We start from the raw sequence: 21,657 nt of genomic DNA on the forward strand, positions 1-21,657 counted from the left end.
ACCAAGTCCAACCTGATCCTGGGCATGGGCGAAACCCGCGAAGAGATCTCCGAAGCCCTCGCCGATCTGCACGCCGCCGGCTGCGACCTGATCACGATCACCCAGTACCTGCGCCCCTCCGAACGGCACCTGCCCGTGGACCGCTGGGTCAAGCCCCAGGAATTCGTGGACCTCGCCACCGAAGCCGAGGAAATCGGCTTCCTCGGCGTCATGTCCGGCCCCCTGGTCCGCTCCTCCTACCGCGCCGGTCGCCTCTGGGCCACCGCGATGCGCAAGAAAGGCCGCGAAATCCCCGCGCACCTAGAGCACATTGCCCACATCGCCGAGGGCATCCAGGACTCCGGCACCACCCGCCAGGAAGCCCGCACCCTCCTCGCACACCACGCAACGGCCTGACCCGCAAGGAGCCAGCATGTTCCCCACCCGGATTGAAATCATTCCCTCAGAGGGAATCGTCGAGGAAGTCCAGGCCGCAGTGCCGCTTTCCACACCGCTTACCGTCACGTGCCTGCCCCATCATGGCATCGCACGGACCATGGAGGTCTCGATAAAGCTCAGCCTCCTCGGCTACAACGTGGTTCCGCACCTCTCCGCACACGGACTGGAGCATCGGGCACAGCTTGCCGGCATCCTCCGGGACTGCGAGGTCGCCGGGATCCGGGAGGTATTCGCCATCGGTGGGGACGGGCCTCTTGGTGCCGGCCCCTACCAATCGAGCCTTCCCCTCTTGGCGGACATCGCCGAGTACACCGGCGGTCGCATCACCGCGGGCATCGCCGGGTACCCCGAGGGGCATCCTTCCGTGAGCGGGCTGGACTTGCTGGATGCCCTGTTGGCCAAACAGCACTTGGCCACGCATGTTGTCACGCAGATGTGCTTCTCCGCCCCGAAGATCCTCGATTATGCGGCACTATTGCGCCGTGAAGGCGTCGAGCTTCCGGTGTGGGCAGGGGTGGCCGGGGCAGTTCCCCTGACAAAACTGCTGGCCCTGGCAACCCAAATCGGCGTCGGGACATCCCTGAAGTTCCTCAGCAATAAAGGAACCCTCGCCCTCAAGCTTCTGGGCGGGGACAAGTACTCGCCGCAAAGCCTGGTTTCCGAGCTCACGGCGCACCCGGAAGGCGTCTCGGGAATCCATCTTTACAGTTTCAACCGACTCGACATGCCCGTCTGGGAGCGAAGCGAGCTGCCCGGTGCAGCGGGCAGCGAAGCAGCAGCCGCCCGGCCGCCGCTGACCGCCTAGGTCCCGGGGACCCCTAGCTCCCCGGGACCGAAATCACCGCGACCGTCTTCTGGGCGTCATCGCGCAGTTCCACGCCCGAAATCCCGGCGAGCTGGACCGGCGTCGCCCCGGTGACCTTGATGTGGCCGCCCGGGGTTGCGGTCCAACCGCAGGCCATTTCCTCCGTGCCGTCGCGGCCCTTGACCCACAGGTACATCGTGCCTTGCGGCGGCATGCTGCGGCCTTCGAGCTGCAGTTCGGTCCCCCACGCCTTCCTGACGAGCCCAACCGTAAGCTGCAGGCCGTTGTCCGTCTGGACCGAGTAGCTGGCGTCAGGCTTGGGTGGCTGGTTCAACACGGGTCCCGCCAGTATGCCCAACCCCAGGCAAGCGGCGGCCACGGCACCCACCAGAGCCGTCCACCGGCGTCGGACTTTCCGCCGCCGTGCCGCCACCTTCAAGAGAATCGGCTGCGGCAGCGTTTCTGGGAAAACCCCCATAGGCGAGCGGGCGTCCGAAGGGGAGGGCGGACCAGTCGCGAAGGGCTCGACGGCGGGGCGCCCGGCGGCGAGCGCGACGGCGTCGGGCACGGGGACTGCGTCGAGGAGGGCCGGGAGGCTCTCCAGCTCGCCCAACTCGAGCCGGCAATCCGCGCAAGTTGCGAGGTGCTCCTCGAAACTCCTGGCCTCAGCAGGCTCCAGGCCGCCGAGCAAGTAGGCGCCCAGCAATTGGTGAAGTCCGGTTTCGTTCACCGCTGCACCCCCATTTCGTCGAGAATCGTTCGAAGCGCCCTGACAGCGTAGAAGGCCCGGGATTTCACCGTGCCGCTGGGGATATTGAGCCTCAGCGCGGCCTCGTTCACCGTGAAACGTTCGTAATGCAGGGCAACGAGGACCTCCCGGTGTTCGGTGCTGAGCCGCAGGAGCGCCTCCTCCATCAGGACCCGGTTGAGGAGCTCGTCGACTCGCTCCGTGGCTTCCTCCGGGTCCGCCATGTCGCGTTCGGAGGCTTCTGCCGGGCGCCGCTGGGCCTTGCGGTAGTTGTCGATGATGACGTTGCGGGCAGTGCGGAACAAATAGCTGCGCAGGCTGCCGGTGATCTGCGGGGCGTGCTGCCACACGCGAAGGATGGTTTCCTGCACCACGTCCTCAGCCAAGTGCGCGTCCGGCGTGCAGCTGAGCACGAAGCGGCGCAGGGCTGTGCCATGGTCGCGGTAGATCGCGGCCACCACGTCCTCGTCGAGCGGCATCGGCGCCTCCTTGGTGCTCGGCTTCCCCTTCTCCTGCGATACGACGCGTCCGCCACGGAAAAGGTTCAAGCCCCGTGAACCATTCTTCACCCGGCGGCGTCGTACGGGTTAGCTTCCGGCCCTTCCGCGGCCGGGCCAACCAGAGGAGCAAACCATGAAGAAACCACTCAGCACCGGTCTCGGCGTCCTTGCTCTGGCATTCGCCCTCGCCGCATGCGGAGGTAGCCCCGGCACGTCCCCTTCCTCAAGCGCTGCGGCGTCCAGCCCATCGGCGTCGACTTCGGCGTCGTCGAGCGCTCCTAGCTCCCCGGCGTCGAGCGCTCCAGCGGCCGCGGCGGAACTGAAGACGGCGACGTCGAGTGCCGGCGAGAGGGTGGTGGCCGCCAACGGCAAGAGCGTCTACTTCTTCACCAAGGACGTCAAAGGTTCCGGAAAGAGCGCCTGCACCGGCGGTTGCGCTGCTTCCTGGCCGGCCGTGACGACGACGTCGGCCACACCCGCAGTTGACGGCGTGAGTGGAACCATCGGAACCATCCCCACGGCGGACGGCAAGATGCAGATCACCATCAACGGCATGCCTATCTACTTCTACTCCAAGGACGAAGACTCCAGTGACACCTATGGCCAAGGCGTCGGCGGTGTGTGGTTCCTGGTCAGCCCCTCCGGCTCCGTGATGACCCCGGGCAGCAGCACCCCAAGCGGCAGCAGCATGGGCTACTGAAACGCTCGCTCACTTATGCGGCCCAAACGGCAAACGCCCGCTCAGATCTCTCCGGACCGGCCGGAAGATCTGAGCGGGCGTTTACCTAAAAGGCCCTAAAAGTGGACGGGCGTCCGCGTTTGCACCCTTATAGGTGAGCGAGCGTTTAGGCGTCTTCGAACTCGTCAGCGTCCTCGAACTCGACGGCGGCGATGATTTCCTTCGTCTCCGGGTGGATCATGAAGGCTTCGTCGTCCTCTTCGATCATGATGTAGTTGCCGTGGTCGGTGGTGAAGTGCCAGGCGAGGATCGTCTCGCCGTCGTGCTCATAGTTGGGATCGCCCATGGTGATCTTCTCCAGGTTGAAGCCGGCGACGTCGCACAGTTCGCGAATGATGAGCTCGAATTCAGGGGCGTTCTCAAGTTCCGCTTCGGCGGCCTCGGCCTGACGCTCTTCGAGGTTCGGAATGAGGGCCACGCGCTCGGCGATGTGGGCTTTGAGCTCCTCGTCGTCCAAGTAGAGCACGCCGTCCTGGCTGCGGAGCCACGCGGCGTTGAGTTCGATGATGTCTTCGGTCTCCAGGAGGGAATCGAATTCGCGGTCCAGGGCTTCGAGTTCAGCGACGGCTTCCGGGGCCTCTCCGGACTCGTCAAGGTCGCCATCCAAGTAAGCCTCGGCGTCGTCCTCGGACAGCGCGTCGAACGCTGCAGCGGTGCGGTTGAACAGCTCAAGGTGGCCCTTGGCGCCCATTCCTTCGAGGCCTTCCCGGACAAACGCATCCACTTCTTCGCGTTCCGGAACGGTGAACACGTACTGGGCGAAACCCCCCGCGAGTGCCTGTGTGAGGTAGTAGTCCACAAAGTAGCTGCGCAGCGCGTTGGGAGCGATTTCCTCATGGTTGAGGAGCGCCTCGTACATCTCGTTGACCACGGTGACGTTCGCGTCCACAACGTCTGCGTTGCTGGCCTCGATGCTGTCCTTCGTCAGAACTGTTACGTACCTAAAGGTGGTCTCATTGGTAGTCATGGGATTTCCTCACTGCTAAGAAGCTTGTGCTGCTCCGGACCCTTTCAACGTACGCGGGGGCGGTTGTCGGGCAAGCTAGGCCGAGGTGAACGTCCGGCAAAGTTTCAGGGCCGGTCGCCGCTGGCTAGGATTCATAGATAGCCTCCTGCCGAAAGTAGCCCGAACGAATGCCTTCCCGCTCAGACGACTCCTGGGAACTGGCGATTCAGACACCCGCCATTAACGACCGCTCCCTCGCGGCTGGCCTGGCCTATGCCATGGGAAGCCGGGTCAGCGGCATCACTTTCGATTCCGCCACGGGCCTGATGATGGGCAAGGTCATGGGCAGCGGCCCCTCGCCGTATTCGACGTCGGCCAAGCTGGTCCGCAAACCCGGTGGCTGGAGCTGCACCGTGGGCGTGTGCAGTTGCCCCGTCCGCAAGGACTGCAAACACGTGGCCGCCCTTCTCTTCGCCGCCGAAGACCATCCCGCCGTGCGTGCACAGCTGCTGAGCGCGCCGGTTCTCGGGCAGACCGCCCGGCCTGGGGCAAGCGTGCAGAGACCGGCCTGGGAGCAGGCCCTCAACAAGCTCATCGCCACTCCGGGGACCGCTCCGCAAGGCCAAGGCCTCCCCTTGGCACTGGCGTTCGAGGTGGAAGAGCCGGCGCCGCACTTCTCCTACACAGGCCGGCGGGATCCGGTCCGCAGCGTTCGCCAGCTTAAGGCCCGCCCGGTGATGATGGGGGCCAAGGGCAAGTGGATCCGGGGCGACGTTTCCTGGACCAACCTGAACTACCTGGGCTACAAGCGCGAGTTCAACGAAGCGCATATCGGCTGGATGCAGGACTTCCTGGCGGCGCATTCCACCTCAGACTACCGGCAGCTCACGTCCAGCATGTGGCTGCTGCTCAACGAATTCGCCGGCAAGAACCTGTGGAGCCTCCTGGCCGAGGCCGGGAAGATCGGGGTTTCGCTTATCCACTCCGGCGGGGCCGAACCGGTCCGCATCGCTCGGGAGCCCGCCGTCGTCGGTCTTGACCTCAGCCGGCCCGACGACGGCCTGCAGCTCGCGCCGTCGGTGGCCTTGGGTGCGGACGCCCTTGATCCGGCGACCTTGGGATTAATTGGGCGCCCCGCGCACGGCTTGTTCTTCACGGGTCCAGGCGAGGGGCGCTTGCCCGGCGTATCGGCACCCGAGAACCTCATCACGCTGGCTCCGCTGGAGGGCGGTGAATCGCAGGAACTCCTCGATTTTGTCATGGGCGCATCCCGGCTCCAGATCCCGGCGAAGGACGAGGAACGATTCCTCACGGCGTTCTATCCGAAACTCAGGCAGTCCGCCAGGGTCACGGCCGCGGACCATTCCGTGGAGTTGCCCGTCCTCGCCGTGCCCACGCTGTCCTTGCTGGCGAACTACGGCTCAGACCACAGGGTGCGCCTGCACTGGGAGTGGCACTACAAGGCCGGCAAGCTCGTAACAGCCCAGCCCCTTTGGCGCCACCCGGATGACCACGGCTACCGCGACGACGTCGAGGAAGCCCGGATCCTGGAGTCGGTGGGCCGGCCGTGGGATGTGGTTGCCGCACTCGGCGAGTCGTCGAGCGGAGGATGGGGGGCTCCACGCCTGGCGGCCTCGGTAGCCCTTGACGGGCTCGACACCCTCGCCTTCACCGAGGAAGTATTGCCCCGGCTGCGCGAGTTGCCCGACGTCGTCGTGGAGACCTCCGGCGAGATCGCCGACTACCGCGAAGCCACCGAGGCTCCCGTCGTGTCCATCTCGACCAAAGCCACCGACAGCCGCGACTGGTTCGATCTGGGCATCGTCATCACGCTCGAGGGCGAACCTGTGTCCTTCGCCGCAGTGTTTTCCGCACTCGCCGCCGGCCAAAGCAGGATGTTGCTGCCCAGCGGCGCCTATTTCTCATTGGACCTGCCCGAGTTGCACCAACTCCGCGCGCTGATCGACGAGGCCAGGTCCTTGCAGGACAACCCGGACCGGCATGGCACCTTGCAAATCAGCCGCTTCCAGGCCGGGCTTTGGGATGAGCTGGCGCAGTTGGGGATTGTGGACGAGCAGGCGGCCGCATGGCGCGAGGCCGTGGGCGGCTTGCTCGACGACGACATGACCGGGCTGCCGCTGCCGAGTTCGCTCGATGCCGAGCTCCGTCCGTACCAGCTGGAGGGCTTCAACTGGCTGAGTTTCCTCTACCGCCACAGCCTGGGCGGTGTCCTTGCCGACGACATGGGCCTCGGCAAGACAGTGCAGGCGATTGCCTTGATGTGCGCGGCGAAGGAGCAAGCTGAATCCAACACCGCCGGAGCCGCCCCTCACGCCCCATTCCTAGTGGTAGCCCCCACCAGCGTCGTGGGCAACTGGGCGGCAGAGGTACAGCGCTTCGCGCCCGGGCTGCGCGTAAAGACCATCGGTGAGACGTTCGCCAAGAGTGGTGCGGAACCGCAGGAAGCCATGTCCGGGACCGACGTCGTAATCACCTCCTATGCTCTGTTCCGGATCGACTACGAAGCCTACGCAGCCAAGGAATGGGCCGGGCTCATGCTCGACGAAGCCCAGTTCGTCAAGAACCACCAGTCCAAGGCGTACCAGTGCGCCCGGAAACTCCCGGCATCCTTCAAGCTGGCCATCACCGGCACGCCGCTTGAGAACAACCTCATGGAATTCTGGGCGCTGACCTCGATCGTGGCGCCCGGGCTGTTCTCGAGCCCGCGCCGCTTCGCGGAGTACTACCAAAAGCCGGTCGAAAAGAACGGCGACAAGGCCCAGCTTGCCAAGCTCCGCCGTCGGGTCCGTCCCCTGATGATGCGCCGCACCAAGGAGCAAGTCATCAAGGACCTGCCGCCCAAGCAGGAGCAGGTGCTGGAGGTGGTGCTGAACCCGCGGCACCAGAAGGTGTACCAGACGCATCTGCAGCGCGAGCGGCAGAAAATCCTGGGACTCATCGACGACGTCAACAAGAACCGCTTCACTATTTTCCAGTCGCTCACCCTGCTGCGGCAGCTGAGCCTGGACGTCTCCCTCGTGGACGAGTCACTGTCCGCAGTGCGCTCGTCCAAGCTGGACGTGTTGTTCGAACAGCTCGAGGACATCGTTGCCGAGGGCCACAGGGCGCTCATCTTCAGCCAATTCACGGGCTTCCTGGGCAAGGTCCGGGAGCGGCTTGAGGAAGAGGGTACGGAGTACTGCTACCTCGACGGCGGCACGCGGAACCGGGCCGACGTCGTGAGTGAATTCAAGAACGGCGCAGCACCGGTGTTCCTCATTTCCTTGAAGGCAGGCGGCTTCGGCCTGAACCTGACCGAGGCCGACTATGTGTTCCTGCTGGATCCATGGTGGAATCCGGCCTCCGAAGCGCAGGCCGTGGACCGCACCCACAGGATCGGGCAGGCGAGGAACGTCATGGTGTACCGCTTGGTGGCGAAGGACACCATCGAGGAAAAGGTCATGGCCCTCAAGACCAGGAAGTCGCAGCTGTTCGCGGACGTCATGGAAGGCGATGCACTGACTGGCGGTGCCCTGACGGCGGAGGACCTGGCGGGGCTGTTCGCGGAATAGGGCCGGCCTGGTTCCGATGGAAGACCTCCGGCGCGAACTAGGCTGGACCGCATGGCGATCATCCATCGAGCAACCCTGAGTCCCAGCAAACTTGAGCTCATCGAAAAGTACCTGCCCGTCCAGCCGTGGTTCACCAAGGACGGCTCCCCACAGCCCGAACTCCTTGGCGCCTACCGCTTCGATGACCCGGACGGCGAAGTCGGCCTCGAAACCCACCTGGTCTCCCACGACGGCAAGGTCTACCAGGTTCCCCTGAGCTACAGGGGTTCGGAATTGCCCGGGGCAAAGGACTCGCTTCTTGGCACCATGGAACACTCCGTTTTGGGCACGAGGTGGGTCTACGACGCCTGCGCAGATCCCGTCTACGTCGTTGCCTTGGCCACCGCCATCCTCACCGGACAGCAGGAAGCCGAACAGTTCGTGGACGTGGACGGCGCGCTGGAGCCACGCAAGAGTTCGGTCAACGTCAAAGGCGGCGGGAAGCCCGGAAGCGAGGTCCCGTCGGTGACCCCCGCAGCCCCGGTCACGAACGACGGCGTCACCAGCATCGAAGCCGGCCAGCTCACCCTGCGGATAAACCGGGTTCTGGATTTGGGAACACAAGGTCCGGAAGATGCGGCTGCCCTGCGTGGCACCGGGACTCTCAAAGGCACGTGGGCCGGCCAAGAAGCGCCGGTGCTGCTGGCGTCCCTCTCGCAGCGCTAAGGGGGCTACTCCCCCGACCGGGGCCGCCACACCACGAGTGCCTGGGACCGCGCCCGGGGGCGCTGCCCGCGGGCCAGGCTGACGACGTCGCCCGCTGCTCCCGCCGCAAAGACACGGGCCTCCACCGGGCTCCGCCGGCGTTGCAGTTCCTCACTCAATTCGGCCACGCGGAACTGCAGCGCGGCCACTTGGTTTTCGAGTTCGAGGATGCGCTTGATGCCTTCGAGGGACACCCCCTCGTGCGAGAGCCGCTGGACCTCGCGCAAGCGGTCGATGTCGCGTTGGGAGTAACGCCGGGACTTGCCCGGGGCGCGGCTCGGCGACACGATGCCGAGGCGATCGTACTGGCGCAAGGTCTGCGGGTGCATGTCCGCCAGTTCAGCCGCAACGGAGATGACGAAGATCGGCTGGTTGATGTCGATGCCCATGCCTACGTCCCCTCCCATGTGTATTGCTGCCGCTACAAGCGGGCCTTGGCGGCCAGGTCGCGGCGGGGATCGGCGTCGGAAGTAGCCGCGGCGAATGCCTTGACGGCCTCCTCGGCCTCCTTGTTAAGGTTCTGCGGGACGGCGACGTCGATTGTCACCAGCAGGTCCCCGGAGCCCTTCGATGTCTTGACGCCTTTGTCTTTGACCCGGAGCGTGCGCCCGGAGGGTGTGCCGGCAGGGACGCGGACGGTGACGGTGTCGCCGTCGAGCGTTGGCACGTGGATGTTGGCACCCAGCGCGGCTTCAGCGAAAGTCACCGGCACGTGGATGCGGATGTTGTCGCCGTCGCGGTGGAAGAACTCGTGGGGCTTGACGTTCACCGTGATGATGAGGTCCCCGTTGCCGGCTGCGCCGGGATTGCCCTTGCCGCGCTGACGGACCTTCTGTCCGTCCCTGATCCCCGCGGGAATTTTGACGTCGATGACGTTGCCGTTGCTTTCGCGCAAGCTCACCGTGGTGCCGTGGATGGATCCGGCGAAGGAAATCGAGGTGGACGCGGTGCGGTCGCTGCCCTTTTGCGGGGTGCGCTGGAAGCCGGTCTGCCCACCGCCGAAGCCACCGCCGAAGAGGTCAGCGAACTCAGGCGGGATGCCGCCGGCGCCGGCAGGCTGGCGTCCGCCGCCGAAAAGGCCGCCGAAGAGGTCCTCGAAGCCGCCATTGGCCGGGCCGCCGCGAGCTGCGCCCGGGGCGAAGCGTGCCCCGCCCATGGCGCGAATGGCATCGTACTGCTGACGCTCTTCGGGATCCGACAGCACCGAATACGCTTCCGAGATGTCCTTGAACTTCTTCTCGGCAGCAGCATCCCCGGAGTTGGTATCCGGATGGTACTTCCGCGCAAGCTTGCGGTAAGCCTTCTTGATGTCAGCGTCAGAGGCGTCCTTGGCGACACCAAGGATGGCGTAAAAATCCTTCTCAACCCAGTCCTGGCTGGCCACTCGGCTTCTCTCTTTCGTTTCTGGTTAGTTGGCGCTCAGCTGGATAGGGGGCCGTGCCCGCTCCGCGGTGCCCGCCACGCCGCGGCCCCCTATCCAGCTGCGCTGCGCTTATCCCACCTTAGGTGAGACAACCGCATGAGCGGAGCGAGGCAAGGGGCCCGGGAGTGGCATCGGGCCTGCCGGAGCCGGGCGGCCAAGGATCGCAGATCCTTGGCCACCCGGCGGAGGGGCGGGGCCCCTTGTCTCGTTTCGCGATGGTGACGCGCATGTGCCGTGAGCTACGGCGAGCAGTTACGCCGGTACAGCCACAATCACCTGTGCCGCACGCAGCACGCGCTCGCCCGACTTGTAGCCGGAGCGCAGCACTTGGCTGACTGTGTCTACTTCGATGTCCTCGCCCGGTTGCTGAATGAGGGCTTCGTGGATCGTGGGGTCGAATTCGACTCCGGTTTCCGCGATGCGCTCCAAGCCGTACGTCTTCAGCGCGTTCTCCAGCTTGGCGGCGATCGCGGCGAACGGGCCGTCCACGAGGTCGCCGTGCTGGCGGGCGGCGTCGACGTCGTCCAGCACCGGCAGCAGGGAGTTCAGGACGCCGATGACGGCCATTTCCCCTGCGACGGCGCGGTCGCGTTCGACGCGCTTGCGGTAGTTGACGTACTCAGCCTGCAGTCGCAGGAGGTCGTTGCGGAGTTCCGCGGCCTCTGCTTCTGCAGCGGCGCCGGGGGCCACCGACTCTTCAGCCGGAACCTCCATGCCGTTAAGGATCTCCTCAGCCTGGGACAGGGCGTCGCCCTCGGCGGCAGCGGCGTTGGAATCAGCTGCCGGTCCTTGGGTGTGGCGGGCGGCCCCGGTTTCCGGGTCAACCTTGCGGTTGTCGCGAATAATTGGCTTCTGCTGACCGGCTCCTTCACGCTCGTCGTGTTTGCCCTCGTTGGAAGGTGAGTGCTCTGCGTCGTTGCCGTGGTGAGGCATGCTTACTTCTTTTCGTCTTCGTCGATGATCTCGGCGTCGACGATGTCCTCATCGCCGGAGGCCGAACCCGGGTTGGCACCCTCGGCGCCAGCGGCGCTGCTTGCGCCGTCCGGGGAACCGGCGTGCGAGTAGATCGCTTCGCCGAGCTTGGACTGCGAGTGCTGCAGCTTCTCGAAAGCGGTCTTTACCTCTGCGTCATCGGTGCCTTCGAGGGCTTTCTTGAGGGCGTCGACGTCGGCCTTGACCTCGGTCTTGACGTCTTCAGGCAGCTTGTCGTCGTTGTCGGCGATGAGCTTGTCCACGGAGTAGGCGAGCTGCTCGGCACTGTTGCGGGTGTCGGTAGCTTCGCGGCGGGCCTTGTCCTCGGCCGCGTGCTCCTCGGCTTCACGGACCATGCGGTCGATGTCTTCCTTGGACAGCGCGGTGCCGCCGGTGATGGTCATCGACTGCTCCTTGCCGGTGCCCTTGTCCTTGGCGGAGACGTGGACGATGCCGTTGGCGTCGATGTCGAAGGTGACCTCGACCTGGGGGACGCCACGCGGTGCCGGAGCGATGCCGGTCAGTTCGAACGTGCCCAGCGGCTTGTTGTCGCGGGTGAATTCACGCTCGCCCTGGAAGACCTGGATGGCCACGGACGGCTGGTTGTCGTCAGCGGTGGTGAAGGTCTCGGAACGCTTGGTGGGGATGGCCGTGTTGCGCTCGATCAGGTGCGTCATGACGCCACCCTTGGTTTCGATGCCGAGGGACAGCGGGGTGACGTCGATCAGCAGGACGTCCTTGCGCTCGCCCTTCAGCACGCCGGCCTGGAGGGCTGCGCCAACAGCAACAACTTCGTCCGGGTTGACGCCCTTGTTGGGCTCCTTGCCGCCGGCGAGTTCCTTGACGAGATCGTAGACGGCGGGCATACGGGTGGAACCGCCCACCAGCACGATGTGGTCGATTTCGGAGAGCTTGATGCCGGTCTCGGCGATGACGTCGTGGAACGGCTTCTTGGTGCGCTCAAGCAGGTCCTTGGTGAGGTCCTGGAACTTGGCGCGGGTCAGCTGCTCGTCCAGGTGGACCGGGCCGTCGGGGGTGACGGAGAGGTACTGGAGGGAGACGTTGGTGCTGGTGGAAGAAGACAGTTCCTTCTTGGCCTGCTCCGCAGCCTCACGAAGACGCTGCAGGGCGATCTTGTCCTTGGAAAGGTCGATGCCCTTGATCTTGAGCTGGTTCAGCAGGTAGTCAACGATGCGCTGGTCCCAGTCGTCGCCGCCGAGGCGGTTGTCACCGGCCGTGGCGCGGACCTGGATGGTGGAGAAGCCGTCTTCGTCCTTGCCGACTTCCAGCAGGGAGACGTCAAACGTTCCGCCGCCGAGGTCGAAGACCAGGATGAGTTCATCTTCCTTACCCTTGTCCAGGCCGTAGGCAAGCGCAGCCGCGGTGGGCTCGTTGACAATGCGGAGAACGTTCATGCCGGCGATTTCACCGGCTTCTTTGGTGGCCTGGCGCTCGGCGTCGTTGAAGTAGGCCGGGACGGTGATGACAGCGTCGGTGACCTTTTCGCCGAGGTAGCTCTCGGCGTCGTTCTTCAGCTTCATGAGGATGCGCGCGGAGATTTCCTGCGGCGTGTACTTCTTGTCGTCAATGGCGACGGACCAGTCGGTGCCCATGTGGCGCTTCACGGAAGCGATGGTGCGGTCGATGTTGTTGACGGCCTGGCGCTTGGCGATTTCGCCAACCAGGACTTCACCGGACTTGGAGAATGCAACGACCGACGGCGTGGTGCGGCCACCCTCGGCGTTGGCAATGACGGTGGGCTCGCCACCTTCGAGAACAGAGACGACGGAGTTAGTGGTTCCGAGGTCGATACCTACAGCGCGTGACATATGTTGCTTCCTTTCAATGGCCGACGGTCGAGATTTCACCCGGGCCTAACCTATGGAGGGTTTGGAACCGGGGAGCACTCAACCTTCGGCTAGTTGAGCGTTCTGCACTCAACTGTACTCAGGCCCCGTTCAATGTCAATCCAAACTTGAGTCAAGTACGCTCAACTATTGTTCGTGCGGACCAAGGAACCCCGGAAAATCAGGGCCTGTGATCGATTTCGCCGTGGGAGAACGCCGAAACGCCCGGGCCAAGCTGGCCCAGATAGTAGTTCTTCGGCCAATGCCTGACTTTCTCCGGCAGGCGCGGATAAGCCACCGCGAGGAGCCGCATCGTGCCCTCGAAGCTGCGCCGGCGCCGGGAACTCCACGGAAGTCCGAAACCCTCACGAAGCCCCTCCGGCAGCAACCCCGCCGTAATCAACCGGACCAACGGCATGCTCAAGCGCATCAAGAACGGCCCGCTCGCGGGGTAGAGGAGTTCGCGGGCCACCTTCAGTGCAACTGCGTCTGGGGCGAGGTTCTGCAAGGATGCGTCCCAATACCGCGCGAAAGCCTGGCGGTCCGCCGGCCACAGCTCGGCCGGAAGCTGCAAGGCCGTCCCAATGCCCGCATACTCCCGGTAGATACGATCGGCAGTGTCGTCATCGAGGGCTCCATGGACCTTTTCGTAGACGGTGACGGCGGTGTCATAGAGGGTCGCCACCACCCAGAGCTGGGAGTGCGGGTCAAAGGCGTTGTAGCCCTGCGACTTTTCGTCGGCTGTCCGGCGAACAGGGGCATGCCCGCGATTCACGGCCCGGCGGACCGCGGCCAATTGCCCCTCCGAGCCATAGACGACCGTGTAGACGTACGTCATGGTGGCACGCAGCCGATCCAGCGGCCGCTCGGCGAAATTGCTGTGTTCGGCTACGCCGTGACCGACCGCGGGATTGGCGATCTGCATCAGGATGGCGCGGCCCGCTCCCGCGAGCAAAACGCCCTCCGCGCCGATGTCAGCGAGTCCACGGGCCATGCAGTTACTTTACCTTTCCGGGACCTCCTTGATGCAGGGCCTTGATGCACGGCGGATGGGGGCTACAACCCCACGATCCCGCACAGCACCTCGAGTTGGTGCTCAAACAGCTCGTCGCGCGCGGCGAAGGTATCAGGTCCGTACTGGCCGAACACCTCGAAGCTGACCGCCCCGAAAACCGACGTCCACGCAAGCACACCCTTGGCCAATTCAGGTTCGGGAACGGCCACGCCCAGCTCGCCCCGGATGGCCGCCAGGTCTGCGGCAAGGGCAGGAGGAACGACGACGGCGGGCGCCGCTTCGGCGGTCAAGGCACCTGCGCGGTAGGCGGCGTCGAAGATCCCCACCATCCGGTAGATCACCCGCGTTCCAGGTTCCGTAGTGCGTTCGGAGGGCGCTTGGTATCCGGGCACCGGACTGCCGAACAGGAGCGCGTACCGCGCCGGCTCGCGCAGGGCCCACTGGCGAACGGCCCGCCCGAGTGCCAGGAACCTGCCACGATAGTCGTCCTCGGGGAGGGCGTCGACGGCGGCGTCAACTTCGTCGCCCAACTCACCGTAAGCGTCAATCAGCAGGAGGGTCAGCAGTTCGTCGCGGCTCTCCACATAGCGGTACACGGCGGAGGACACCACACCAAGATCGCGTGCCACCGCCCTCAGGGACAAGCCTGCGGCGCCATGCAGGGCAAGGTGCTCGCGACCCAGCCGGATAATGTCCGCCACGGTCCGTGCCCGGGCCCGCTCGCGGGGCGTCGATTTTTTGGCTGCTGCGGAGGAAGGGTGGTCCATGACTCCAGCATGCCACACAAGAGAGCGCCAATAACAAATGTGAGCACCGCTCTTGACACCTACAAAGCAAAGGTCCATCCTGAATTCAGAGAGCACTGCTCTCGAGTCTCAATCCCGGTCAGAAAGCGAGAACACCATGTACGTCGTCACAGGAGCCGGTCCCGTCGGATGGACCATTGCCGAGCAACTCGCGGACCGCGGAGAACGGGTGCGTGTGCTGACGCGCTCGGGCAGCGGCCCGGACCATCCGATGGTCGAAAAGCTCCGAGTGGATGTCTCGGACGCGGCCAAGCTGGCGCAAGCCTTCGACGGGGCCACCGCCGTTTTTCACTGCATCCACGGTTCTGCCTACCGGGCCAAAGCCTGGGCGGCCGAGCTTCCCGGAGCGGAGCGCGTGGTGATGGACGCCGCTGCTGCGGCGGGCGCCGTCGTCGTCTTCCCTGAGAGCCTTTACTCCTACAGCCAGCCGGACAAGACCATCACCGAAAGCAGCCCGCGCGAAGCAGACGGCGGTAAACGCGGGATCCGTACCGTGCTGTTGAAGGCCCGGCAATCCCACCCGGCGAACACCGTCAGCGTGGTGGCGGGCGATTTCTTCGGGCCACGGGCCCGCATGGCGCACGCCGGCGAGCGCATGGTCCCCTTGGTCCTCAAGGGCAAGCCGGTCCAGGTCCTCGGAAGCGCCGATGAGCCCCACTCTTTCACCTACGTCCCGGATCTGGCCGCAGCCATGATCGATGCTGCCCAAAAGCCCGAACTCCGGAACTCGGTTCTGCACGCGCCAACCGGTCCGGCCATGACGATGCGGGAAATCGCGGGGAACTTCGCTCGCTCGGCCGGCGTCCCCGAACCAAAACTGAGCGTAGTTCCAGGCTGGCTGCTCCGGACCCTTGGCCTGTTTTCACCCGACATGCGGGAGCTGGCCGAAATGCTGTACCAGTTCGAGCGGCCGTTCGTCATGGACTCCACTGCGAGCCAGGCCAAGCTTGGGCTCGCACCGACGCCGCTAGCGGACGCCATGGCGGCGACCGTGGCCTGGTGGCGGGATCAGGAAGCGGTGGCTGCCCGTTAAGCCAGCGTGCTGCGACGCCGGATCCCGGGCCAAACGCCCCGGCCACCAAATCCGACGGCCAAAGTCGTACGACAACGCAGGCACCAAGAGCGAGCGCACGATGGTGGTGTCGAGCAACACCCCGAACGCCACAATAAAGGAGATCTGCGCAAGGAAGAGGATCGGAATGACCCCGAGTGCGGCAAACGTTGCAGCAAGAACGACGCCGGCCGAAGTAATCACCGCACCGGTGGCACCGAGCCCCTTCAAGATACCGGCACGGGTTCCCTCGAGCGTCGATTCTTCCCGGACACGGGTCATGAGGAAGATGTTGTAGTCAACGCCGAGGGCAACCAGGAATACAAAACCGTAAAGCGGTACCGAGGCATCCGCGCCCGGGAACCCAAATAGATGGTTGAATACCCAGGCCGAGACACCAAGGGCTGCCGCATAGGAGAGCACCACGGTTCCGATCAGCAGTAGCGGTGCCAGGACTGCCCGCAGGAGTGCCATGAGCACCAACAGGATGACGGCCAAAACGATCGGAATGATTCGCCGCAAATCAGACTGCGCGCTCGCGTTGGTGTCGACAGCGGTGGCGGTGGTTCCTCCAAGCAACGTCCCGGGCGCTTTATCGTGCAGCTTCTGCCGGAGCGTGGCGATGGTCTGCTCGGCCTTCGCCGAATCCGCCTCCATGGACAGGGTGGCGTTGATCAGCACGCGACCGTCCCGTACCAAGGGTGCAGTGTCCGCCGCGCCTTCCGCCAGCGGTCGAAAGCCGGAACCAGGCTGAGCGGCAACCACGGATGCATCCGAGATGCCCTCCTGGGCCTTGACTTCGGCAAGTACCGCGGCTGCTACTTTTTCGTCAGCAACCACGACCACCGGGCTTCCGGCCCCGGCAGGATAGTGCCGGCCGAGTGCCGCCTGGCCGTCCACCGCCTCTGATTTGCTCAGAATGAGCGCCGACTGCGGAACTCCGCTGGCCTGGAGCTGCAGCAGGCCCGAGGCGCAGACCACCAAGACGGCAGTTGCGCCCAGCCACACGGCCCGGGGGCGCGTGGCTATGGTGTTGGCCAGAAGCCTCCAGATCCGGGGAATGTCGGAGTTGGCCGGGGCCTTCCTCGGGGTACGCGGCCAAAAGGCGGTCCTGCCGAGCAGACCAAGGGCCGCGGGAAGCAGAGTGAGGCTGGCCAACATTGAAAAGCCGATCCCGATCGCGCCGATGGGCCCCAGCCCGCGGTTTGAATTCAGTTCCGAGAAAAGCAGGCAAAGCAACGCCAAGGCGACCGTCGTCCCGGATGCCAGGATGGCCCCGAAGCTGCCCTTGTACGCGCGTCCCAAAGCCGACCACTTGCTCGAGGCGTCGCCCAAGGCCTCACGGTAACGGGCCACAAAGAGAAGTGCATAGTCGGTGGCTGAGCCAACCACCAGGATGGACAGGATCCCTTGGCTTTGTCCCGTCAATTGGACTGCGCCCGACTTAGCCAAGGCAAAGACCAGCAGAATCGAACCGCAAAGCGCGAAGACGGCGGTAAGCAGCACCACAAAGGGCAGCACCACGGATCGGTAGACCGCTAGCAAGATGACCAAGACCGCACCGAGGGCGGCGAAGAGCAATATTCCGTCGATACCGCCAAAGGCGCTCACCAAATCGGCGATGAAGCCCGCCGGTCCTGTCACGTAACCGGTTGTTCCAGCGGGAAGCCCGGCGCCGGTTATGTAGCCCGCCGCCTTCGCGCGAAGCGTTTGGATGCTCGCTTTGACCCCGTTTCCATCCTCCACGGGGACGATGAATTGCACCGCTTTCCCGTCCGCGGACGGAATCGGCCCGACCGTCGACGTCGAGTGGCTGACCCCCGCGACGGCAGACAGCTGCGTACCGAGGGAGGCCGCTCCGGCTAGTTGAGCGGGTGAAAGCTTCGCAGGAGACTCGATCAGCACCACCGCGGGCACACTGCCGCTGGAAGTGAACTTGTTTTGCCATGCACGGACCTCGGTGGATTCGGCGCTCGCAGGCAGGAAGGCTGCCTGGTCGTTACTGGACACCTCACTGAGCTTCCCGAAGGTAGGGCCGCCGAAGCCGCCGATCGCCATCCAAGCCACCAGGGCGAGCAGCGCCCCTGCCACCCACAACCTCGAAACCCTTAGTCGGCCGGTTCCACGCCGTTTGTCCATGACGCCCGCCCCCTTCCAATTACTTCCACGATGAAATATATCTATCATGGAGATAATTGGTCAATGGCACTCCGGTGGGATAATTTGAGGCTGAAGGAGGCCTCATGGATGACAAGCAGCACGCTCAGTCCGCAGCTGTACTCCTCGGGCTACTCCAGCAGTTCACGGTGGAAACGGAGCGTTACGTGGAGGCCGTCAGCACCCGCCATCACCTCCATCGAACGGACCTGAATGCCTTGGCTGCCATGGTGGCCGCCGCGCGGGAGGGCAAGACCATGACTCCCGGGGCGCTCAGGGCGGCACTCAACCTGAGTTCGCCCGCAACAACTGCGCTGGTGGACCGCCTAGACCGGGCGGGCCATCTGGCACGCCGCCGCAGCGAAAAGGACCGCCGGCAGGTTCATCTGGAGATGACCGATTCCGCCCGCGCTACCGGCAGTGAATTGTTTTCTCCCCTGGCGGGCGCCATCGCCCCGGTCATTGACGCGCTTTCGCCGGAAGAACTCCACGTCGTCATGGCTTTCATGCAAGGAGTCATCGAGGCCACCAAGACGGCCCGGAACGGTGTCACGCCAAGCAGCCAACCATCGAGTGGAGTTACACCCGAACCCCGGTGACTCGTGGACCAGTGCGGGAGTAACGTAGAGCACAACGGCTAGCTGGACCGCACTGTGGACTGGAGTGTCACCGTGGGTTTTGTGCGATCATCCATGACCGAGCTCCTCGGGATACTCTCCGACGCCGTTTCGCCCGAGCGCGTCCGTTTCGACGACGGATCCGCACCACCCACAGGCCATTCCACCGATGCTCCTGTCACGGTCCACGCCGTCGCCATGAACAGGGTGGGCCGTTCCCGGCGGGAGGGGCCGCTGCTGGACCTTGAGCTCAAGGTGGCGGTGGAATGCCATGGTCCGATGCAACTGGACAACATGGAGAAGCTCCTGGTTGCCATCGAGCAAAACACCCAATACTCCGTGGTCTCCAGCGGCGAATTCCAGCCGGACGAATACGACGCCGGAATCCGCCAAGGCCTCGGCTTCCTGGTCCGCGTACCCATCGGCATAAGCCTCGATGAGCCATCCGACCCGCCGTCCGCTGAACCTCTCCTTGACGCCGCCACGGTGGCCCGCCTCATCCACGGCCGGTTGGTCGACGTCCACAACAAGGGCATCCCCGAGGCATACATCCGCCCACATTCGTCCGCAACCGCCGTCGTGAGCGATCCCACCGGCCATTTCGAGGTCCTGGCCTCGGCGGAGGATCTCCAGCATTTTGTCGTGGCTGTGCGAGGCACCGAACGCGAAGTCTCTGCCAACACGAGCAGCCTGCCGGTCATCATCCGCTGGGAGTGAGGGCGCCGGACATGAAATGATCAACCATGCGTCCGATGCAGCACTCCAGCAAACTACAAAACGTCCGTTACGAACTCCGCGGGCCCATCCTCCAAGCGGCCAAGACCATGGAGGCCGAAGGGCACCGCATCCTCAAGATGAACCTCGGGGACACCGCGCCGTTCGGACTCGAAGCTCCGGAGTCGGTCGTGGTGGACATGATCCACCACCTCCGCGGCGCACAAGGGTACAGCGACTCCAAAGGCATCTTCACTGCCCGGACCGCGATTTCGCAGTACTACCAGACCAAGAACCTGATGAATATCGGCGTCGAGGATATCTTCATCGGCAACGGCGTCAGCGAACTGATCTCCATGACGCTGCAGGCCTTCCTGGAAAACGGCGACGAGGTCCTCATCCCCGCGCCGGACTATCCACTGTGGACGGCCACAGTGACCCTCACGGGCGGCAACCCGGTGCACTACTTGTGCGATGAGGAGCGGAATTGGTGGCCGGACATGTCCGACGTCGAAGCCAAGATCACCAAGCGCACCAAGGCGATCGTCATCATCAACCCGAACAACCCCACGGGAGCGGTCTACCCCCGCCACATCCTGGAGCAGTTCGCGCAGCTGGCCCGCAAGCATGATCTTGTCCTCTTCTCGGACGAGATCTACGAGAAGATCCGCTACGAAGACGCCGAGCACATCCACACTGCCTCTATCGCGGACGACATCTGCGTCCTGACCTTCAGCGGCCTTTCCAAGGCTTACCGCATGCCGGGCTACCGCGCAGGTTGGGTCGCCATCACGGGACCGCACGCGGCAACTGCCGAGTACCGCGAAGCCCTGGAGCTCCTGGCCTCCCTCCGTTTGTGCTCCAACGTTCCCGCGCAGCACGCCATCCAGACCTGCCTGGGCGGCTACCAAAGCATCGAAGAACTCATCAGGCCAGGCGGCCGGCTCCGCGAACAACGGGACCTGGCATTGAAGCTCCTGACTGCGATCCCCGGAGTGAGTTGCGTTCCCGCGGCCGGGGCAATGTACTTGTTTCCGCGGCTGGACCCTGAGGTCTACCCGATTGAGAGTGACGAGAAATTCGTCCTCGACCTCCTGCAGGACCAGAAAATCCTGGTCTCCCACGGTTCGGCCTTCAACTGGCCAACCCCGGACCATTTCCGTTTCGTCATCCTGCCCTCCGTCCGCGAGATCGAAGAGGCCGTGCGAAGGATCGCCACGTTCCTGTCCGCGTACCGAAACCGGCCCCAGGAGTAAAGTTCCGCCCTCTTTCCAGCTCATCGGGGTAGCGTTTGCCTATGAACGAGCAGAAGCCCGAAGACGTCTACACCCACGGACACCACGAGTCCGTTGTACGCGCCCATGCCTCCCGCACAGCCGAGAACTCTGCCGCCTTTGTCATCCCGCATCTCACCGCCGGGACATCAGTGCTCGACGTCGGATGCGGACCTGGAAGCATCACCTGCGACTTCGCTGAGCTGGTGGCTCCCGGGAAAGTCGTCGGGCTCGACCGTTCGGTGGAGATCGTGGCCCAGGCTGCCTCGCTGGCCGCCGAACGCGGTGTGGAAAACGTGGAATTCGTGACCGGCAACATCTACGATCTGGACTTCGAGGACGAGACCTTCGACGTCGTCCACGCCCACCAGGTCCTGCAGCACCTGACCGACCCCGTGGCGGCGTTGCGCGAAATGCGGCGCGTGGCCAAACCCGGCGCCATCGTGGCAGTGCGCGACGCCGACTTCCACGGCATGAGCTGGTACCCGGAGGTCCGCGAGCTCGACGACTGGATGGAGCTCTACCAGAAGATCGCCCGACGAAACGGAGCAGAACCCGACGCCGGGCGGCGGCTCGTGTCCTGGGCCCAGCAGGCGGGGTTCACCGATGTTGCGCCCTCGAGCAGCAACTGGCTATACGCCACCGCGCAGCAGCGCCGTTGGCAGTCGCGGGTGTGGAGCGAGCGCGTCCTGCACTCCGCCTTTGCCGAGCAGGCGCTGGAATACGGCCTGGCCAACGAGGCGGACCTGGCCAGGATCGCCGCCGGTTGGCACCGTTGGGGCTCCACGGACGACGGCTTCTTCCTGATCCCGAATGGGGAAGTCATCGCACGGGCTTAACTTTCTGTATTTCGATGTCGAAAACCGTTCCGTAGTTCCGACCTATGCACGAAAGCGCCCACACGGAGCGCCCTGATAAAGGAGTTCGAGATGAAATACATGATCATGATGTTTGGCTCTGCCGAGGGCATGATGGAGACCGCGGATCCGGAATGGATCAGGGAAATGATCGGATTCATGATCCAGATCGATAAGGACCTCAGCGATTCAGGCGAGATGGTTTTCAACGCAGGCCTTGCCGACCCGGGCACTGCCAAGCTCGTCAAGCAGACGGACAACGGCGTCATCACCACGGATGGACCTTTCGCCGAGGCCAAGGAATCCCTCATCGGCTACTGGGTAGTGGACGTCGCCAGCGAGGAACGGGCGGTGGAAATCTGCTCCGGCATCGTCAAGTACGCACCGGTCGTGGAGCTTCGCCGCGTCCAGGACGAGCCGCCTGAGGTCTAG

The 21,657-nt window shown here is 64.4% G+C and carries 20 protein-coding genes and 1 pseudogene; 11 read left to right on the plus strand and 10 right to left on the minus strand.

Going from position 1 to position 21,657, the window contains the following annotated elements:
* Together J2S96_RS17250 and J2S96_RS17255 are read left to right on the plus strand one after the other, a co-directional pair.
* Nucleotides 1–396: pseudogene (locus tag J2S96_RS17250) on the plus strand (lipoyl synthase); the annotation flags it as partial.
* Nucleotides 397–412: 16 nt separating this feature from the next.
* Entirely contained in the window at nucleotides 413–1,243 is an 831-nt protein-coding gene (locus J2S96_RS17255; protein WP_306866159.1) for a methylenetetrahydrofolate reductase, read from the plus strand.
* Nucleotides 1,244–1,256: 13 nt separating this feature from the next.
* Here the strand turns inward: J2S96_RS17255 and J2S96_RS17260 are convergent, their stop codons facing one another.
* Together J2S96_RS17260 and J2S96_RS17265 are read right to left on the minus strand one after the other, a co-directional pair.
* Complete coding sequence (locus tag J2S96_RS17260; RefSeq protein WP_306866161.1) at nucleotides 1,257–1,973, minus strand: anti-sigma factor; 717 nt, start codon at nucleotides 1,971–1,973, stop codon at nucleotides 1,257–1,259.
* Nucleotides 1,970–2,470, minus strand: coding sequence for a sigma-70 family RNA polymerase sigma factor (locus J2S96_RS17265; protein WP_028267556.1), 501 nt, complete (start codon nucleotides 2,468–2,470; stop codon nucleotides 1,970–1,972). The genes J2S96_RS17260 and J2S96_RS17265 overlap by 4 nt, the downstream gene beginning before the upstream one ends.
* A gap of 154 nt (nucleotides 2,471–2,624) precedes the next feature.
* Here J2S96_RS17265 and J2S96_RS17270 point away from each other — a divergent pair, with 154 nt between their 5' ends.
* Nucleotides 2,625–3,191 (plus strand): COG4315 family predicted lipoprotein, encoded by a 567-nt coding sequence (locus tag J2S96_RS17270; RefSeq protein ID WP_306866167.1) that lies wholly within the window; start codon nucleotides 2,625–2,627, stop codon nucleotides 3,189–3,191.
* 145 nt (nucleotides 3,192–3,336) lie between these two features.
* Here J2S96_RS17270 and J2S96_RS17275 read toward each other — a convergent pair whose 3' ends face one another.
* Entirely contained in the window at nucleotides 3,337–4,197 is an 861-nt protein-coding gene (locus J2S96_RS17275; RefSeq protein WP_306866171.1) for a DMP19 family protein, read from the minus strand.
* Between the two features lie 167 nt (nucleotides 4,198–4,364).
* On the opposite strand from J2S96_RS17275, the gene J2S96_RS17280 reads away from it, so the two are divergent.
* On the plus strand, nucleotides 4,365–7,748 hold the full coding sequence (locus tag J2S96_RS17280; protein WP_306866173.1) for a DEAD/DEAH box helicase: 3,384 nt from the start codon (nucleotides 4,365–4,367) through the stop codon (nucleotides 7,746–7,748).
* 51 nt (nucleotides 7,749–7,799) lie between these two features.
* Complete coding sequence (locus J2S96_RS17285; protein ID WP_306866175.1) at nucleotides 7,800–8,453, plus strand: CG0192-related protein; 654 nt, start codon at nucleotides 7,800–7,802, stop codon at nucleotides 8,451–8,453.
* A 5-nt stretch (nucleotides 8,454–8,458) separates the two neighbouring features.
* Here the strand turns inward: J2S96_RS17285 and J2S96_RS17290 are convergent, their stop codons facing one another.
* From J2S96_RS17290 to J2S96_RS17315, 6 genes are all read right to left on the minus strand, one after another.
* On the minus strand, nucleotides 8,459–8,881 hold the full coding sequence (locus J2S96_RS17290; protein ID WP_306866367.1) for a heat shock protein transcriptional repressor HspR: 423 nt from the start codon (nucleotides 8,879–8,881) through the stop codon (nucleotides 8,459–8,461).
* 32 nt (nucleotides 8,882–8,913) lie between these two features.
* Entirely contained in the window at nucleotides 8,914–9,876 is a 963-nt protein-coding gene (locus tag J2S96_RS17295) for a DnaJ C-terminal domain-containing protein (RefSeq protein WP_306866176.1), read from the minus strand.
* 291 nt (nucleotides 9,877–10,167) lie between these two features.
* Nucleotides 10,168–10,848, minus strand: coding sequence for a nucleotide exchange factor GrpE (locus J2S96_RS17300; protein WP_306866179.1), 681 nt, complete (start codon nucleotides 10,846–10,848; stop codon nucleotides 10,168–10,170).
* A gap of 2 nt (nucleotides 10,849–10,850) precedes the next feature.
* Nucleotides 10,851–12,716, minus strand: coding sequence for a molecular chaperone DnaK (gene dnaK / locus J2S96_RS17305; RefSeq protein WP_306866181.1), 1,866 nt, complete (start codon nucleotides 12,714–12,716; stop codon nucleotides 10,851–10,853).
* A 199-nt stretch (nucleotides 12,717–12,915) separates the two neighbouring features.
* Nucleotides 12,916–13,728, minus strand: a complete 813-nt coding sequence (locus J2S96_RS17310) for an oxygenase MpaB family protein (protein ID WP_306866184.1) — start codon at nucleotides 13,726–13,728, stop codon at nucleotides 12,916–12,918.
* Between the two features lie 62 nt (nucleotides 13,729–13,790).
* Nucleotides 13,791–14,516, minus strand: coding sequence for a TetR/AcrR family transcriptional regulator (locus tag J2S96_RS17315; RefSeq protein WP_306866188.1), 726 nt, complete (start codon nucleotides 14,514–14,516; stop codon nucleotides 13,791–13,793).
* Between the two features lie 136 nt (nucleotides 14,517–14,652).
* Here J2S96_RS17315 and J2S96_RS17320 point away from each other — a divergent pair, with 136 nt between their 5' ends.
* Nucleotides 14,653–15,588 (plus strand): NAD-dependent epimerase/dehydratase family protein, encoded by a 936-nt coding sequence (locus J2S96_RS17320; RefSeq protein ID WP_306866191.1) that lies wholly within the window; start codon nucleotides 14,653–14,655, stop codon nucleotides 15,586–15,588.
* On the opposite strand, the gene J2S96_RS17325 is transcribed toward J2S96_RS17320, so the two are convergent.
* A complete protein-coding gene (locus J2S96_RS17325) occupies nucleotides 15,523–17,745 on the minus strand; it encodes an MMPL family transporter (protein ID WP_306866194.1) in 2,223 nt (740 codons plus the stop codon). The genes J2S96_RS17320 and J2S96_RS17325 overlap by 66 nt on opposite strands.
* Before the next feature lie 104 nt (nucleotides 17,746–17,849).
* Here J2S96_RS17325 and J2S96_RS17330 point away from each other — a divergent pair, with 104 nt between their 5' ends.
* The 5 genes from J2S96_RS17330 (at nucleotide 17,850) to J2S96_RS17350 (ending at nucleotide 21,657) form a co-directional block, all read left to right on the plus strand.
* A complete protein-coding gene (locus J2S96_RS17330) occupies nucleotides 17,850–18,362 on the plus strand; it encodes a MarR family winged helix-turn-helix transcriptional regulator (protein WP_306866195.1) in 513 nt (170 codons plus the stop codon).
* 93 nt (nucleotides 18,363–18,455) lie between these two features.
* Nucleotides 18,456–19,097: a hypothetical protein gene (locus J2S96_RS17335; protein ID WP_306866197.1), complete on the plus strand. Its 642-nt coding sequence runs from the start codon at nucleotides 18,456–18,458 to the stop codon at nucleotides 19,095–19,097.
* Nucleotides 19,098–19,123: 26 nt separating this feature from the next.
* Nucleotides 19,124–20,350, plus strand: a complete 1,227-nt coding sequence (locus J2S96_RS17340; RefSeq protein ID WP_306866200.1) for a pyridoxal phosphate-dependent aminotransferase — start codon at nucleotides 19,124–19,126, stop codon at nucleotides 20,348–20,350.
* Between the two features lie 41 nt (nucleotides 20,351–20,391).
* The gene (locus J2S96_RS17345) at nucleotides 20,392–21,207 is read left to right on the plus strand and encodes a methyltransferase domain-containing protein (RefSeq protein WP_306866203.1); all 816 of its coding nucleotides are present in this window, start codon (nucleotides 20,392–20,394) and stop codon (nucleotides 21,205–21,207) included.
* Nucleotides 21,208–21,297: 90 nt separating this feature from the next.
* A complete protein-coding gene (locus tag J2S96_RS17350) occupies nucleotides 21,298–21,657 on the plus strand; it encodes a YciI family protein (protein ID WP_306866206.1) in 360 nt (119 codons plus the stop codon).

Origin of the sequence: Arthrobacter bambusae (assembly GCF_030812595.1) — a bacterium.
GTDB classification, from domain to species: domain Bacteria; phylum Actinomycetota; class Actinomycetes; order Actinomycetales; family Micrococcaceae; genus Arthrobacter; species Arthrobacter bambusae_B.